This is a genomic window from Amycolatopsis sp. NPDC049253 (assembly GCF_040678995.1).
In the GTDB taxonomy this organism is placed as follows: domain Bacteria; phylum Actinomycetota; class Actinomycetes; order Mycobacteriales; family Pseudonocardiaceae; genus Amycolatopsis.
Genome location: NZ_JBFAQX010000005.1, coordinates 170,670 through 184,482, shown reverse-complemented (window position 1 = coordinate 184,482; position 13,813 = coordinate 170,670). Strand labels below are relative to the sequence as shown.

17 protein-coding genes are annotated in these 13,813 nt (G+C 71.1%); 7 read left to right on the top strand and 10 right to left on the bottom strand.

Annotated elements, in window-relative coordinates; all coding sequences use genetic code 11:
* The first annotated feature begins 33 nt into the window (after positions 1 to 33).
* Positions 34 to 1,002 (top strand): ATP-dependent DNA ligase, encoded by a 969-nt coding sequence (locus tag AB0K15_RS14155; RefSeq protein ID WP_364049354.1) that lies wholly within the window; start codon positions 34 to 36, stop codon positions 1,000 to 1,002.
* Between the two features lie 22 nt (positions 1,003 to 1,024).
* Here the strand turns inward: AB0K15_RS14155 and AB0K15_RS14150 are convergent, their stop codons facing one another.
* From AB0K15_RS14150 to AB0K15_RS14140, 3 genes are read right to left on the bottom strand one after another with little or no spacing between them, the layout of a single operon-like run.
* Entirely contained in the window at positions 1,025 to 1,768 is a 744-nt protein-coding gene (locus AB0K15_RS14150) for a class I SAM-dependent methyltransferase (protein WP_364049938.1), read from the bottom strand.
* A gap of 5 nt (positions 1,769 to 1,773) precedes the next feature.
* Positions 1,774 to 2,172, bottom strand: coding sequence for a 6-carboxytetrahydropterin synthase (locus AB0K15_RS14145; protein WP_364049352.1), 399 nt, complete (start codon positions 2,170 to 2,172; stop codon positions 1,774 to 1,776).
* A gap of 27 nt (positions 2,173 to 2,199) precedes the next feature.
* Positions 2,200 to 3,174: a zinc-binding alcohol dehydrogenase gene (locus AB0K15_RS14140; protein WP_364049350.1), complete on the bottom strand. Its 975-nt coding sequence runs from the start codon at positions 3,172 to 3,174 to the stop codon at positions 2,200 to 2,202.
* A 69-nt stretch (positions 3,175 to 3,243) separates the two neighbouring features.
* Between AB0K15_RS14140 and AB0K15_RS14135 the strand changes: the two genes are divergently transcribed.
* Entirely contained in the window at positions 3,244 to 4,032 is a 789-nt protein-coding gene (locus AB0K15_RS14135) for a CDP-alcohol phosphatidyltransferase family protein (RefSeq protein WP_364049348.1), read from the top strand.
* A 384-nt stretch (positions 4,033 to 4,416) separates the two neighbouring features.
* On the opposite strand, the gene AB0K15_RS14130 is transcribed toward AB0K15_RS14135, so the two are convergent.
* Both AB0K15_RS14130 and AB0K15_RS14125 read right to left on the bottom strand, forming a co-directional pair.
* Complete coding sequence (locus AB0K15_RS14130; protein WP_364049346.1) at positions 4,417 to 4,596, bottom strand: hypothetical protein; 180 nt, start codon at positions 4,594 to 4,596, stop codon at positions 4,417 to 4,419.
* The gene (locus tag AB0K15_RS14125) at positions 4,593 to 4,718 is read right to left on the bottom strand and encodes a hypothetical protein (protein WP_364049344.1); all 126 of its coding nucleotides are present in this window, start codon (positions 4,716 to 4,718) and stop codon (positions 4,593 to 4,595) included. Before AB0K15_RS14125 ends, AB0K15_RS14130 begins: the two co-directional genes overlap by 4 nt.
* Before the next feature lie 59 nt (positions 4,719 to 4,777).
* On the opposite strand from AB0K15_RS14125, the gene AB0K15_RS14120 reads away from it, so the two are divergent.
* A complete protein-coding gene (locus AB0K15_RS14120) occupies positions 4,778 to 5,050 on the top strand; it encodes an SRPBCC family protein (RefSeq protein ID WP_364049936.1) in 273 nt (90 codons plus the stop codon).
* Here the strand turns inward: AB0K15_RS14120 and AB0K15_RS14115 are convergent.
* Together AB0K15_RS14115 and AB0K15_RS14110 are read right to left on the bottom strand one after the other, a co-directional pair.
* Positions 5,036 to 5,812: a tetratricopeptide repeat protein gene (locus tag AB0K15_RS14115; RefSeq protein WP_364049342.1), complete on the bottom strand. Its 777-nt coding sequence runs from the start codon at positions 5,810 to 5,812 to the stop codon at positions 5,036 to 5,038. The two genes, AB0K15_RS14120 and AB0K15_RS14115, sit on opposite strands and share 15 nt — an antisense overlap.
* Positions 5,749 to 7,749: a BTAD domain-containing putative transcriptional regulator gene (locus AB0K15_RS14110; protein ID WP_364049340.1), complete on the bottom strand. Its 2,001-nt coding sequence runs from the start codon at positions 7,747 to 7,749 to the stop codon at positions 5,749 to 5,751. Before AB0K15_RS14110 ends, AB0K15_RS14115 begins: the two co-directional genes overlap by 64 nt.
* 178 nt (positions 7,750 to 7,927) lie before the next feature.
* On the opposite strand from AB0K15_RS14110, the gene AB0K15_RS14105 reads away from it, so the two are divergent.
* Both AB0K15_RS14105 and AB0K15_RS14100 read left to right on the top strand, forming a co-directional pair.
* The gene (locus tag AB0K15_RS14105) at positions 7,928 to 8,851 is read left to right on the top strand and encodes a hypothetical protein (RefSeq protein WP_364049338.1); all 924 of its coding nucleotides are present in this window, start codon (positions 7,928 to 7,930) and stop codon (positions 8,849 to 8,851) included.
* Positions 8,852 to 8,908: 57 nt separating this feature from the next.
* Positions 8,909 to 10,330, top strand: coding sequence for a neutral zinc metallopeptidase (locus AB0K15_RS14100; RefSeq protein WP_364049336.1), 1,422 nt, complete (start codon positions 8,909 to 8,911; stop codon positions 10,328 to 10,330).
* 20 nt (positions 10,331 to 10,350) lie between these two features.
* On the opposite strand, the gene AB0K15_RS14095 is transcribed toward AB0K15_RS14100, so the two are convergent.
* The 3 genes from AB0K15_RS14095 to AB0K15_RS14085 all read right to left on the bottom strand — a co-directional run bounded on the left by AB0K15_RS14095 (position 10,351) and on the right by AB0K15_RS14085 (position 12,401).
* Positions 10,351 to 10,758 carry a hypothetical protein gene (locus tag AB0K15_RS14095; protein WP_364049334.1) on the bottom strand — a complete coding sequence of 136 codons (408 nt, stop codon included), beginning with the start codon at positions 10,756 to 10,758 and terminating at the stop codon, positions 10,351 to 10,353.
* A 7-nt stretch (positions 10,759 to 10,765) separates the two neighbouring features.
* A complete protein-coding gene (locus AB0K15_RS14090) occupies positions 10,766 to 11,458 on the bottom strand; it encodes a class I SAM-dependent methyltransferase (protein ID WP_364049332.1) in 693 nt (230 codons plus the stop codon).
* Positions 11,459 to 11,807: 349 nt separating this feature from the next.
* On the bottom strand, positions 11,808 to 12,401 hold the full coding sequence (locus AB0K15_RS14085) for a hypothetical protein (protein WP_364049330.1): 594 nt from the start codon (positions 12,399 to 12,401) through the stop codon (positions 11,808 to 11,810).
* A 56-nt stretch (positions 12,402 to 12,457) separates the two neighbouring features.
* Here AB0K15_RS14085 and AB0K15_RS14080 point away from each other — a divergent pair, with 56 nt between their 5' ends.
* Positions 12,458 to 12,982 (top strand): PadR family transcriptional regulator, encoded by a 525-nt coding sequence (locus AB0K15_RS14080; RefSeq protein ID WP_364049328.1) that lies wholly within the window; start codon positions 12,458 to 12,460, stop codon positions 12,980 to 12,982.
* 396 nt (positions 12,983 to 13,378) lie between these two features.
* Positions 13,379 to 13,792: a hypothetical protein gene (locus AB0K15_RS14075; RefSeq protein ID WP_364049326.1), complete on the top strand. Its 414-nt coding sequence runs from the start codon at positions 13,379 to 13,381 to the stop codon at positions 13,790 to 13,792.
* Positions 13,793 to 13,813: the final 21 nt, after the last annotated feature.

Below are 13,813 nucleotides of genomic sequence, written 5' to 3'. Positions count from 1 at the left end.
ACCGGCGCCCGCGCGGTGGGCGAAGGTAGGCCGATGAGCAGCGACGACGTACGCGAGGGTGTCAAACTGACCAATCTCGACCAGCCGCTGTTCGCCGACGCCGGCGCGACCAAACGCGACCTGCTCGACTACCTCGACGGCGTCTCGGAGCGGCTGCTGCCGGTGCTGCACGACCGGCCGTTGTCGGTGGTGCGCGTGCTGCGCGGGCAGGACGCGTTCATGCAGAAGAACCTGCCGAAGTACACGCCCGGGTTCGTGCCGCGCGTGAAGCTGTGGGCCGAGAGTTCGAAGCGGGAAGTTTCCTACGCGTTGTGCAACGACCGCCCCACTCTCCTGTGGTTCGGCAACCAGCGCGCGATCGAATACCACCCCACGTTGACGCTTTTCGACCACACCCAGGGGCCGACCCACCTGATCATGGACCTCGACCCGCCCGAGGGCGCGCCGTTCGGCGTCGCGGTGGCCGGGGCGCGCCTGGTCCGCCAAGCCCTTGTCGACGCCGGGCTCGCCGGCGCGTTGAAAACCAGCGGCTCCAAGGGTGTCCACGTCTTCGTGCCTCTCGAACCCGGGCTGGCCCACGAGGACGTCGCCGCGGCGACCCGCGCGATCGCCGCCCGCGCCGAACGCCTGGACCCGGAGCTGGCGACCACCGCGTTCATCCGCGAAGACCGCCACGGCAAGGTGTTCCTCGACTCCACCCGCGCCGGTGGCGCGACCGTGGTCGCCGCCTACAGCCCGCGCGTGCGGCCCGGCCTCACCGTGTCGTTCCCGATCCCGTGGTCGGCGGCCGACGACGTGACCCCGCGCGACTTCACCGTCCACACGGCACTCGGGCTTCTCGGCGACACCGACCCGTGGGCCACGGAGATGCCCGCGCCGCAGGCACTTCCGGACGACCTCGTCGCCGAAGGCCACACCATCCCGATCGCCCGCGTCGCCGCGATGCACGAGGGCAAACGGCGAGCCAAGGCCCGCCGCGAAGCCGACAGCCAAGGCGGCTGAACGGCCGAGGGAGCCGAGTCGGTCACGGCGGCCAAGGCAGAGCCAGCAAGTCCTCGTGCTCCACCACCACCGACTCGAGCGTCCGCCGATACCCCGACAGGTCCAACGTCGGATTCTCCTCCGCCGCCGCGGAAACCCAGCCGGAGAACCACGTCTCGATCAACGCCGTGTCCCCGGCGCCCAGCCGCCACGGCGTCGGCACCCGATGCACCGTGAACCCGCGCTCGGCGAACTCGGCCGCCGCGAACGCCACCGCCTCCGGCCCCAGCCGGCCCTCCCGGCGCTGGTGGGCGTTGAACGCCGCCGCCACCGCCTCGTCACGCGGGTCCGCCGGGGTGAGCGCGACCCGCCCGACCACCGACAACGTCAGCAAGGCCGGCACCCGCGCCCCTGCGCAAGCGTCGACCAGCCGTCGGATCTCCTCGGCCGTGAACAGGTCCAGCAACGCCGACGCCGTCACCAGCGAGGTTCCCGAAAGGTCTGCCGCCGTCAGCCGTGTGACATCACGAACTTCGCCTGTCGCGTTCTCGACAGCCGCGACAGCCAGCCGCACGAGGCCCGGATCCTGGTCGTGCAGGATCCACCGCTGCGGCCGCGGCAACCGGCCCGTGAGCCAGCGGCTCATGGAACCGGTGCCACAGCCGAGATCACGGACCACGACCGGCGTGGCCGGCGCGAGGGAGTCCACAAGGGACGCCGCGCGCGCGACGGAGTCCGCACCTTCCCGAAGTCGCAACCACTCCGGCGCGTAGCCGGACGGATCCACCTCGGTCAAAGCGAACGCTCGTACCCGGCCGAAGCGACGTGCGACTCGTGCAGTGTCACCGAAATCCCCGACAGCCCGTGCGCACCCTCGCCGAGCTCCCCGGCGCGCACGGCGTCGGCCAGCCGGTCGGCGATCACCTTCGCCAGGTACTCCGTGGACGTGTTGATGCCCTCGAAGGCCGGGTCGTCGTCGAGGTTGCGGTAGTTGAGGTCGGCCAGCACCGAGCCCAGCTTCTGCGTCGCGAGGCCGATGTCGACCACGATGTTGTCGGCGTCGAGGTCGGTGCGGCGGAACGTGGCGTCGACGACGAACGTGGCGCCGTGCAGCTTCTGCGCCGGGCCGAACACCTCGCCGCGGAAGCTGTGGGCGACCATGATGTGGTCGCGGACGGTGACGCTGAACAAGGTTGTCTCCTTAGGAATCACGAGAAATCACGGATAGACGATCCGGTGCGCGAGCCCCGGCAGGTCCCCGCCGGCGAGGCGGGAGATCAGGTCCGGCAGGTCCCCGAACGCGGTCTCGCCGGTCACGAGCGCGTCGAACGCCGGGTCGGCCAGCAGCCGCAGCGCCGTGGTCATGCGGTCACCGTAGGTGCGCCGCGCGGAGCGGGCGGGGGAGACCGTGCCCACCTGGCTGCTGCGGATCGTCAGCCGCCGCGAATGGAAGTTCTCGCCCAGCGGCACGCTCACGCGCCGGTCGCCGTACCAGCTCAGGTCCACCACCGTCGCCTCACGGCCCAGCAGCTCCAGCGACCGCGCGAGCCCCGCGTCGGTCGCGCTGGCGTGCACCACGAGGTCGAGGTCGCCCTCGGCGTCCTCCGGCCGCACGTAGCGGATGCCGAACGCCGCCGCGACCTTCTCCCGGGCCGGATCGGTGTCCACCAGCTGGACGTCCACGCCCGGGAAGCGGGAGAGCAGCCCGGCGACGCTGCTGCCGACCATCCCGGCCCCCACCACCGCGATCCGGTCGCCGACCAGCGGCGCGGCGTCCCACAGCGCGTTCACGGCCGTCTCCACGGTGCCCGCGAGGATCGCCCTGACGGCCGGCACGTCGTCCGGCACCACCGTGACCGCCGAGGCCGGCACGACGAACTCGGTCTGGTGCGGGAACAGGCTGAACACCGTCCGCCCCAGCAGCTCATCCGGCCCGGCCTCGACGCGCCCGACGTTCAGGTAGCCGTACTTCACCGGGAACGGGAAGTCGCCCTCCTGGAACGGCGCGCGCATCACCTCGCGCTGGCTCTCGGGCACGCCGCCGCGCAGCACGAGACTTTCCGTGCCGCGGCTCATGCCGGAAAACAGGGTCCTGACCAGCACTTCGTCCGGTCCCGGCGCAGGCACCTCCGCCGCCCGGATCTCACCGATTCCGGCGGATTTGAACCAGAAGGCCTGTCCCGTACGTGTCATGGTCGTCCTCCTCTGCCGCGAGATCGAGGCGATATGGCTGTCACCACCACTACACGATCACGTTCCACCGTGGGTTCACTCGTTCGGCAGCAGGCCGCGGGTGCCGGAGCCCAGGTGGCGCTGCTGGGCGTGCTCGCTCTGACCGTCGGCCTCGGTGCCGCCGGCTGGGCCGCGGGCCTGGCGTACACCGTCGGCCTGTGGGCCCTGCTCGCGGGCGCCGCGCGGAAAGCCGGAGCCCGGTCCCTGGGCCCTGCCGACCACGTCACGCTCACCCGCGCCATCCTCATCGGCGGCGTCACGGCTCTGGTCGCAGACCACCTGAACGGGGGAGCGCCGCTCGCCGTGCTCGTGCCACTGGCGGCCGTCGCACTGGCGCTGGACGCCGTCGACGGGCAGGTCGCGCGCCGCACCGGCACGTCCTCGGCACTCGGCGCGCGCTTCGACATGGAGTCCGACGCGTTCCTCATCCTGGTGCTCAGCGTGCTGGCCGCGGAGACGTTCGGCTACTGGGTCCTCGCCATCGGTCTGATGCGCTACGCGTTCGTCGCGGCGTCCTGGGCCCTGCCGTGGCTCAACGGCGCGCTGCCGCCCAGCCGGGCGCGCAAGGTGGTCGCCGCGTTGCAGGGTGTGCTGCTGGTGGCCGCGGGCTCGGGCCTGCTGCCGCACCTCGCGGGCCTGGCCGTCGCGGTGGCCGCCCTGGCCACGCTCGTGTGGTCCTTCGGCCGCGACGTCCTGTGGCTGCACCGCGCCCACCGCGCCGCCGCTCGCCCGCAAGCCCACGTCAGCCACCCGACGTGCGTCGTCCGGCCCCGCTCGACCCTGCGTCGCCGCCACCACCTGGCGACCCGCAACCCGTAACCGGAGAGACGGGTATCACGCGCCCGGGTTGCCCGGTTTTCCCTCGTCACGGGGTCTTGCGGGTACCCACCTCAGGGGCAGGTCTGCGCTGCCCCCGCGTGCCAGCGTTGATCACGAACGATCTTCGACAGCACGAGGGGCTGGCGTGAAATTCGGCATCTGGACGGTCATAACACCGGCGGCATCACCTACCCGGAGCTCGGCCGGCCGTTGGAGGAGCGGGGCTTCGAGTCGCTGCTCGTCCCCGAGCACACGCACATCCCCGTCACCGACGGCCCGCGGATCGACTGTGGACGTTGTGGAAGTCCGCGATCCGCTCCCACACCACGGCCGGGTCGGCGGTCATCCGCTTGCGCAGCTGCACGGTGGTCAGGTCCGGTCCCTTCAGTACTTCGCGACGAACGCGGCGAGCTCGTCCAGCGCCACCAGGGACTCGTCGCGCGAGAGCGTGGGCAGGATCAGGGCGACGCGCTCGACGCCGAGATCCTCGTAGGCGTGGATCACGCCGGCGTCGGTCGGGGTGAACGCGGGCGGTGACGGGCACCGGGTGGCCCGCGCGTTCATGCAGGTCCTCGGGGCTGCACCAGCAGCGTCACGGCGAGGATGAGCTTGAGCCGCTCCGTAACCGCGGCCACCGCGCCGAGGGAGACGAACGGGTCGGGCACGCGGAACCACGTCGGGTCCATCTCGTCGCCGTTCCCGCTGGTTCCCCGCCACGAAATTCAGCGAACCGGCGCCGGGCCTCATCGACACGCGCCGCGTGACCACCGAAACCGGTGCCGTCGGGTACGAAGAGCTCATGGAGTGCTCCGCGGACACGCGCACGCTGCGCTGGCGCGTCCTCGGCGACAACGGGCCGATCCGCGGCTACGTCGGCACGTTCGTCGTCCACGCGGAACCGGGCGGCGGCGCAGCTCTGGAGTACACGGGCACCTTCACCGCTCCCGACGCTGTGCGCCCGTACGTCGAGACGACTTTCCAGGCGGCGCTGGACAATCTGGCGTCACTGCTCGGCTGACGTGAGCTTCGCGGTCATCCGCTCGGCGTCACCGGTGCGGCCGTGGGCCTGGAACAGCTCGCGCGCCCGGGCCCGGACGTCGCGGGCGGCGGCCAGGTCGCCGAGCGCGGCGTGGGTGTCGCCGAGGTTGGCGAGGATCACGGGCTCGTCGTAGGCGTCTTCGGTGTCGCGGGCGAGCGCGAGAGCGGCGGTGTAGTGCGCCAGCGCCTCCTCGCGTTCGCCCAGTGCCGAGGCGATGTAGCCGAGGCTGTCGAGCGTCACGGTCTCCGCGCGGTGGTGGTCGTGCTTGCGGCACAGCACGAGCGCCTGTTCGCAGTGTTCGCGGGCTTCGGCCAGGAAGCCGAGCTGCGCGGAGTACCAGCCGAGGGTGTTCAACGCGTCGGCCTGGCGCAGGCCGTTGTCGGTGGCGCGGTAGTGCTTCAGCGCGACGGCGGTGTGGTGCAGGGCGCCGTCGAAGTCGCCGCTCTGGCCCAGCGCCCAGCCGAGAGCACGGGAGGCGTCGGCGGCGAGATCCGCTTGCCGCGCAAGGGAAAGCGCTTCGCGCAGGTGCCGGAGGGCGTGGTCGTGGGACCCGGTGCGCGTGTGGGCCGTGCCGAGGTACATCGCCGCGATGGCCTGCGGTTCGGGATCACCGAGGGCGCGGGCGGCGGCGAGCCCGGCCTGCCACGCCGTGAGGTCTTCGACGAGCTGGCCGTGGATCACGTGGTAACCGCTGACGCTCCACGCCAGGCGCCACACGTCCTCGTGCGCGCCGCGCTGCACGGCGGAATCCAGCGTCGCGCGCAGGCTGTGCTGTTCGTCGTCGAACCAGCGCGTCGCGGCTCGGCGGTCGGCCAGCGGGGGGCGCTCGCCTCCGGAAGGTCGATCGACTGGCGTTCCGGCCGCAGCAACCGGTTCGCGACGCCGGCCGTGTGCAGCAGGAAGTCGGTGAAGCGCCGGAGTGCTTCGGCGCGTTCCGGCGGGGTGACGAGCTCGTCCGCGTACAGCCGCAGCAGGTCATGCATCCGGTAGCGGCCGGGCAGGTGCTCCTGCAGCAGGTGCGCGTCGACGAGCCGGCGCAGCAACGCCCGGGGCCGCTCCAGCCCGGCCAGCGCGCCCGCGCCCGCGAGGCTCACGTCCGGCCCCGGCACGGCGCCGAGCAGCCGGAACACGCGCCGGGCTTCCGCGTCGAGGGCTTCGCAGGACCACGAGAACACCGCGCGGACGTTCGTGGCCAGGTCGCCGGCGTCCAGCGCGTCGAGCCGCGCCGACGCGTCCTCGAGCTCGCGCGCCAGCACCTCCAGGCGGAAGCGCGGGTTCGCCCCGGCCCGGCTCGCGACGACGCTGATCGCCAGCGGCAGGCCGCCGCACCAGCGCACGAGGTCGTCGACGGCCGCCGGTTCCGCGGCCACGCGCCGGTCGCCGAGGTGACGCGTGAGCAGCTCACGCGCTTCGCGTTCGGCGAGCTCACCCAGGTCGAGCAGCTGCGCGCCGCGCACACCGAGGCCGCCGAGCCGGTGGCGGCTGGTGATCATCACGGTGCACGTCTCGCTGCCCGGCAGCAGCGGTTCGACCTGCGCCGCGTCACGCGCGTTGTCGAGCACCACGAGCAGGCGCCGGCCCGCGGCGAGGCTGCGGTACAGCGCGAAGCCGCCTTCGGGGTCGGCGGGCACGGCCGCGGGCGCGACGCCGAACGCGTCGAGGAACTGGCGCACCACGGCCTCGGGCCGCAGCGGTGAACCGGCCGGGTCGAAGCCGCGGAGGTTCACGTACAGCTGGCCATCGGGGAACCGTGCGACATTCCGGTGCGCCCACCGCAGGGCGAGCGACGTCTTGCCGATACCGCCGGCGCCGCCGATCGCGGAGATCGCGACCGTGCCCGAGCCGCCGGCCATCGCGGCGTCGAGCTCGGCCAGCTCCGCGTCGCGCCCGACGAACCACCGCGGCGGCGCGGGCAGCTGGCGCGGCACGGGCGTCTCGCGCGGTGGGCTGAGCTCCGGGTCGGTGGTGAGGATGCGCTGGTGCAGCTCGCGCAGCGCGGGTCCGGGGTCGGCGCCGAACTCGTCGGCGAGCCGGCGGCGGATCCGGTCGTACTCCTCGAGCGCGCCCGCCTGCCGTCCGGCGCGGTAACGGGCGAGCATCAGCTGGCCGGCGATCCGCTCGTCGAGCGGGAAGGCCGCGGCGCGCTGGGCCGCGTCGGCGAGCACGGCGTTGTGCTCACCGAGCCGCAGTGCGAGATCCGTGCGGTCGAGCTGGGCGGACAGGCGTTCGGCGGCGAGCGTTTCGCGAGCGGCTTCGGCCCACGGGGTGTCGAGACCGGCGAAGGCGTCGTCGCGCCACAGGGCGAGGGCCTCGTCGAACAGCTCCGGCCGCCGCTGCGCGCGGGCCTGCGCGACGAGCGCGCGGAACCGCAGCACGTCGACGCTCCCGGGCGGCGTGGTCACGATGTAGCCGCTCGGCCCGTGCTTGATCTCGACGCCCTCGGCCTCGGCGAGCGTGCGGCGCAGCCGGGAGAGGTAGCTGGCGAGCAGCCGGTGCGCGCGGTACGGCGGCTCGTCCGCCCACACGCGCTCGACGAGCCGTTCCGTGGACACCGGCCGGTTGGCGTCGGCGAGCAGCGCCGCCAGCACCCACCGCTGCCGCGCGTGCCCGAGGTCGACGGGCTCGCCGGCGACGTGCGCCTCCACGGGGCCGAGCAGGCCGAACCGGACCTTGGTCATGGCCCATGCTTACCGCACCCGGGCCGGGGCGTGCGACCGGGAATCCCGCGTGACCTGCGAGTTCGGCGATTCCTCAAAAACTTTCGAACTCACGTGAACCGAACACGACCCCAGCCCCGTGTCAAGAGCGGCTCCGGACGGTCCAGGAGCCCCGGTCGAACCCCTTGGAGTTCCCCCCATGTTCCGCAAGCATGCCCTGTTTTTTGCTGCCTTCGTGACGGCGGGCGCGGCCTTGTTGTCGGCCTGCGGCGGCCAGACGGACGGCACCCCGAGCGCGGCCCCGGCCGGCGCCGCGGTGGACGCCGGCGACACCGGCGGCCTCGACCTGCTGAGCGGCACCGCCCGCAGCAACAACGCCGCTCGTGACACCGGGGACCTCGCCCCGGCCGGCGCGCCCGCCGAGGTGCGCACCAAGTGGGTGTCGCTGCGCGCCGGCAAGGCGGGCAACCTGAACCCGGTCGTGATCAACGGCGCCGGGATGACGATCTACCGCTTCGACAACGACTCCCCGAAGCCGCCGAAGTCCACTTGCAACGCCGACTGCGAGAAGAAGTGGCCGCCGGTCAAGGTCACCAAGGGCACCAAGGTCTTCATCGCCGGCATCAAGAAGTCCGCGATCGGCGTCGTGAAGCGCGACGACGGCTCGCTGCAGCTGACGATCGGCAACTGGCCCGCATACACGTTCTCCGGCGACAAGAACCCGGGCGACACCAACGGCGAAGGCGTCGGCGGCACGTGGTTCGGCATGAGCCCCACCGGCGGCAAGGTGCTCGACGGTTCGGGCTCCGGCACCACCACCCCGCCGTCGGACAACCCGGCCCCGTCGGGCGACTCGAAGGCCGCCACCAGCACGATCCTGTTCGACGACGCGTTCTTCAGCGACAACGGTGCTTCGCAGGGCCTGTCCTTCGGTTCCGGTGACAACGCGTGCCAGAACCTGGCCCGCCCCGGCGTCACCTCTTCGCTGACCACCGACGGCAAGCTCAAGCTGTGGACCGGCCCGAACTGCACCGGCAAGTCCACGGTCGTCGACAGCGACGTGAAGGACCTCTCCACGGTCGGCTTCGACGACGTCATCCAGTCTGTCCACTTCGGCGCCTGATCTACGACGAGCCGGTGCGGCCTTTCGGTCGCACCGGCTCTTTTTCTTGGAGGAGCTATGACTTCGCGGTTCACGTGGGTGGCGACGCTGGTCGTGGGCGCCGTGCTGGTGGCCGGGTGCACCACGGCGGTCGAGGGCAGCGCGGGCGTCGACCGGCCCGACCCGGCCAAGGTCGCCGGCCTCGCCATCACCGACGGTCCGAGCGGCGCGAAGGCCGGCGTCGCGGACACCGACCTGCCCGTCGCCAACACCGACGGCGGCGCGATCGACAAGCTCGCTGCCAATGCGGTCGCCGACGTGCAGCAGTACTGGACCGAGCAGCTGCCGGAGAACTTCGGCAAGGACTACAAGCCCGTCGGGCAGCTCGTCTCCTACGACTCGCGCGGCCAGGGCCTGAACCTCTGCGGCTCCAGCACCGCCGGCCTCGTGAACGCGTTCTACTGCCCCTCCGGAGACCTGGTCGCGTGGGACCGCGGCGAGCTCCTGCCGATGCTGAAGGACTCGTTCGGCCCGATGTCCGTGGTCGCCGTGCTGGCGCACGAACTGGGCCACGCCGTCCAGACGCGCCTGGGCCTGAGCCCCAACACCCCGTCGATCGTGAAGGAACAGCAGGCCGACTGCTACGCCGGCACCTTCTTCCGCTGGGTCGCCGAAGGCAATTCCCCGCACTTCCAGGTGTCCACCGGCACGGGTCTCAACCAGATCATGGCGACGCTCTTCTTCATCCGAGACTCCGCCGGCTCCAGCTTCGACACCGCCGGCGCCCACGGCAGCGCGTTCGACCGCGTGTCCGCCTTCCAGTTCGGCTTCACCGACGGCCCGAAGCGTTGCGCCGCCATCGACAACGCCGAGGTCGTCAGCCGCACCAGCCAGCTGCCGTTCTCGGCGAAGGACCTCGCCACGGGCGACGGCAAGGGCAACCTGGACGTCGTCGACCCGGCGAACCTGCAGGACCTCGAGTCGACCCTGCGCGCCGCGTTCCCCAAGGGCGCCCCCAAGCTCACCTCCGACCCCGAGTCCTGCTCGGACGCTCGCGCGACCACCCCCTCCGCGTACTGCCCGTCCACCGACACCGTGTCGGTCGACCTGAACTCCCTGCGCCGCGTCGGCACCCCACCGTCCCCCGGCACCTCCGGCGGCTTCGGCGACTTCGCCGCGTTCGCCGAGGTGGCTTCCCGCTACGCGTTGTCGGTGGAAAAGGCCTACGGCCTGCGCCTGGACACGGCTTCCACGGGCCAGCTCACGGCCTGCCTGACGGGAATGTGGGCGGGGACGTTGACGCCGGACAAGAAGGCTGCGCTGGAGCTCTCGCCGGGTGACCTGGACGAGGCCATTGCGGAACTGTTGTCGCCCAAGAGCGTCATCGCGTCGGATCCTTCGGGCACGACGGTGCCCTCGGGCTTCGCCCGCGTGGAGGCTTTCCGCGACGGGTTCACTTCACCGACGGTCGCCACGTGCACGAGTAAGTACGGCGGCTGAGTTTCGTTTTTCGCCGTCTTCTACGCGTCGGCCCGCACCGGCGCCACAGCGAACTTCTCGATCATGAACCGCCAGAACAGCGGAACGGCCCGCGAACTCGGCCGGTAGATCCGATCGTCGAACCCGGTGTACGAGCGGTGCTCGATGAACACCCCGTCGGCGCCGACGTGGCCCGACAAAGGCGACCGCACCACGACGACCTCGACCGGCGGCCGGTCGGGCACCGGGCGTGGCGTGACGATCAGGTCGTGCATCGACGTCAGGCCGGCCAGCCGCGAGGCGCCGTCACAGGCGAGGACGCTGTCGGCGATGTCCGCCATGTGCGCGAACTGCGGGTGCAGGTCCGCCATCGCCCGAAACTTCTCGGCGATCCGCGGCCACGGGACCTCACGGAAGGGGTAGGGCAAGGCTCGCGAGTTGATGAGCACGCACCGATTATGCCGACCCGGTTACTTCGCCGTCTGCCGAATTCTTCCGGCCCCGCACCGACAACACAATCGGCAACGGCACCCCGCCCTCACGGAACCGTTCGAGACCGAATCCCGCGTCCACCAAGGCATTGAGCAGGTTCGGCAACGGCCGGTGCGCCGCACCCACTTTGTCCCGGATGCCCTGATCGGTCCACGAATCCTTCGTCCAGTGACGCTCGCGGTAGCCCGGCCGGATCACCACCGCGGCGGGGTCGCTGCGATCCGCGAAGCTTCCGCAGAAGCACGGATGCACCCCGACGTGCACGAACACCCCGCCCGGCCGCAGCACGCGCGCCACCTCGCGCAGCACGGCCGGGTACGCCGGCATGTCGGTGTGCACCATCACCGCGACGACCGCGTCCACGCCGCCGTCCCTCACCGGCAACCGCTGCGCATCCGCGCGGGCGACCGGCATCCGCTCGCGCCCGTACCGCAACATCCCGGCCGACAAGTCGACACCGACGGGCGTCCAGCCCAGCTCCCGCACCACGCCCGCGTGGACCCCCGTGCCACACCCGACCTCGAGGCATACACCGGTGCCCGCCCCGAGCAGCTCCCGCAGCGCGGCTCCGATCCCGAGCGGATCCGACCGCTGCTCGCCCAGGAACTGCCCCTCGTACCAGTCCGCGATCTCGTCGTACGCCGCCTTCACAGGCACCAGTGGACCCCTCGCGCCACCGCACTCGCCACCGTTTCCGCGCGAAGCGAATTACGATCTTGAGGCAGCGTGAGCAATCAGGCCAAGGAGGTCATGCGTATCGCCGCCTACGGCGCCGAGTTTCAGGCCGTCGCCCGGATCGACACCCGCGGTTGAGGACGCCGGCGGGACCGACATCCCTTCGCGAAACAGCACCTGCCCAATGTCACCCTCGTCGTCTCGCAGGACAACTCGAAGTGCTTCGCCCAGCTCCTGCCCGGTCACGCCGATGTGGTGATCACCGACGCCATCGAGACCGAGTACCGGGCCCGCGAGAACCCGGGCTACGACCGGGAAATGCGCTGACAAGTCACTCGCCCTGTTGCGCTCGGGCTCTGGATCTCCGTGTGTAGCGAATGGTGAACACGACCGGCACGGCGAAGCCCAGCACCTTGATCACGACCAACGCCACGGTGGCGTGCGGCGCGTAGTGCAGCAGCAAGCCGCCGGCGAGTGCGGAGGCCGTGAAGCTCGCCGCCCACACTGTCGTGATGACGACGTTGATCCGGCGGAACAGCGGGTGGTCCCACACCTCGCGCGGGGCCATCGTGCGGGCGATGCCGAGCGTGAACGGCCGGCGGATCAGCACGGACCCCCACGCCGTCAAGGCCAGCCAGGCGTCGGACAGCGTGCCGACGTAGGTGTGCAGCGGCGACGTCGGGTCGGCGAACGAGTAGGCGGACAGCAGGGCGAAGAACACCGTGGCGCTCAGTTCGATGATCAACGTGTCCCAAGCCTTGCCGCGCAGGCGTTCGAGCAGGAGCAGGCCGCCGGCGAGCAGCAGGCCGACGAGACCGGAATACCGCCAGTCGGCCTGCGTGGAAACGATCGCGAAGCCGATCCACGGGACGAAGCTCTTGAGGTAGTTCACGGCGCGCATCCTCCGATATTCCACTACTGACATGTCATAGATAAAACGTTCTGAATAGACATGTCAAGAGTGGAAGGTAGACTGGTCTCATGAGTCTCCGACACGCTGCGCTCGGGTTGCTGGCCGATCAGTCCGGCAGTGGCTATGACCTGCTGAAACGCTTCCAGACGGCGATGGCCAACGTGTGGTCCGCGACGCAGAGTCAGCTGTACGGCGAGCTGGCGAAGCTCGAGAAGGCGGAACTGATCAAGGTCACCGACGAGGGACCGCGCGGCCGCAAGGAGTACGAGATCACCGAGTCCGGGCGTGCGGAGCTGAGGGAGTGGCTGCTGTCGCCGCTCGCCGCGCCGCCGCGCAGCGAGATGCTGCTACGCGTGTACTTCCTCGGCTCGCTCCAGCCGGCCCAGGCGCGGGGCTACCTCGAACAGGTCGGCGAGACGGCGGAGCGCCGCGGCGAGCACCTGAAGGCGCTGGAGGCGTCGATCGACTGGGGCGACGACGACCCGTCCGTCTACGGCCGCCTCGCGCTCGAGTTCGGGAAGCGGTACTCCGCGATGCAGGCCGAATGGGCCGAATGGGCGGCGACGGAGGTCAAGGCCGCCTTGAAGGAGTAGGGCGGGATCGCTCCACAAAGGACGTGGCTGAGGTGCGGCCAGTCGATCATCCGCCCCGACGTGCTGACCTGAGGAGCACTGGTCGCGGGCGGTCAGGCGTCCTTCTCGCCAAAGGTGAACCGCGATTGAAGGATCGGCCCCGGAATCGACGGGTCCGGACCTCGCCCGTACCGCCTGGTGAAGGTGTCCACCGGAGACGTGGTCAGGGTCCACCCGGCGGCGCGCGGGGCACCGGGCGTATCCGGGCGCGGGTCGGGATCGAACAGGCTCCCCAAGTGGGTCCCGGTTTCCGACGCGCTGGTGTCGAAGAGCGTGTGGTCCCGGAGGGAGTCCTGGCCGGGGAGGGTTTCCAGGCCGACGCGGCTGCCGGGGGCCGACAGGGTGTCGAGGGTCGCGATGAGGGAGGTCTCGACCGGTGCGGCGATGATCCGCCACATCGACGAGGACGGCGGCGGCGAGTACCAGGTCACGCTGTACCACGGAGTGGCCACCAAGGACGATCTCTACGACCGGGAGTACTTCGAAGAGCTCGAAGCGCGCACGGACTGGTTCACCTACCGGCCGGCGCTTTCACGCGAAGACTGGAACGGCCGTTCGGGGCGGGTCCCGGCGCTGCTGGCCGAGGACTACCCCCGGGCGGGCGGGAACGTCGCCTACATCTGCGGCAGCCCGAACATGGTCTCGGACACCATGAAGGCGCTGATGAAGGCACGGTTGTTCCCCCGGGACATCTACCGCGAGGACTTCTTCGACTCCGCCGACCGCGCCGCGGGCACCCACGTGGTGCGCAGTCCGCTGATCAGGCGCTGATCCGGCCCCGGTGAAAGGACC

Bases quoted from the DNA above. Each gene is read 5' to 3' on its own strand.
- AB0K15_RS14155 (WP_364049354.1), top strand. From the start codon at position 34: ATGAGCAGCGACGACGTACGCGAGGGTGTCAAACTGACCAATCTCGAC.
- AB0K15_RS14140 (WP_364049350.1), bottom strand. From the start codon at position 3,174: ATGACACGTACGGGACAGGCCTTCTGGTTCAAATCCGCCGGAATCGGT.
- AB0K15_RS14130 (WP_364049346.1), bottom strand. From the start codon at position 4,596: ATGAACGCGCGGGCCACCCGGTGCCCGTCACCGCCCGCGTTCACCCCG.
- AB0K15_RS14125 (WP_364049344.1), bottom strand. From the start codon at position 4,718: ATGGACCCGACGTGGTTCCGCGTGCCCGACCCGTTCGTCTCCCTCGGC.
- AB0K15_RS14110 (WP_364049340.1), bottom strand. From the start codon at position 7,749: ATGACCAAGGTCCGGTTCGGCCTGCTCGGCCCCGTGGAGGCGCACGTC.
- AB0K15_RS14105 (WP_364049338.1), top strand. From the start codon at position 7,928: ATGTTCCGCAAGCATGCCCTGTTTTTTGCTGCCTTCGTGACGGCGGGC.
- AB0K15_RS14100 (WP_364049336.1), top strand. From the start codon at position 8,909: ATGACTTCGCGGTTCACGTGGGTGGCGACGCTGGTCGTGGGCGCCGTG.
- AB0K15_RS14085 (WP_364049330.1), bottom strand. From the start codon at position 12,401: ATGTCAGTAGTGGAATATCGGAGGATGCGCGCCGTGAACTACCTCAAG.
- AB0K15_RS14080 (WP_364049328.1), top strand. From the start codon at position 12,458: ATGAGTCTCCGACACGCTGCGCTCGGGTTGCTGGCCGATCAGTCCGGC.
- AB0K15_RS14075 (WP_364049326.1), top strand. From the start codon at position 13,379: ATGAGGGAGGTCTCGACCGGTGCGGCGATGATCCGCCACATCGACGAG.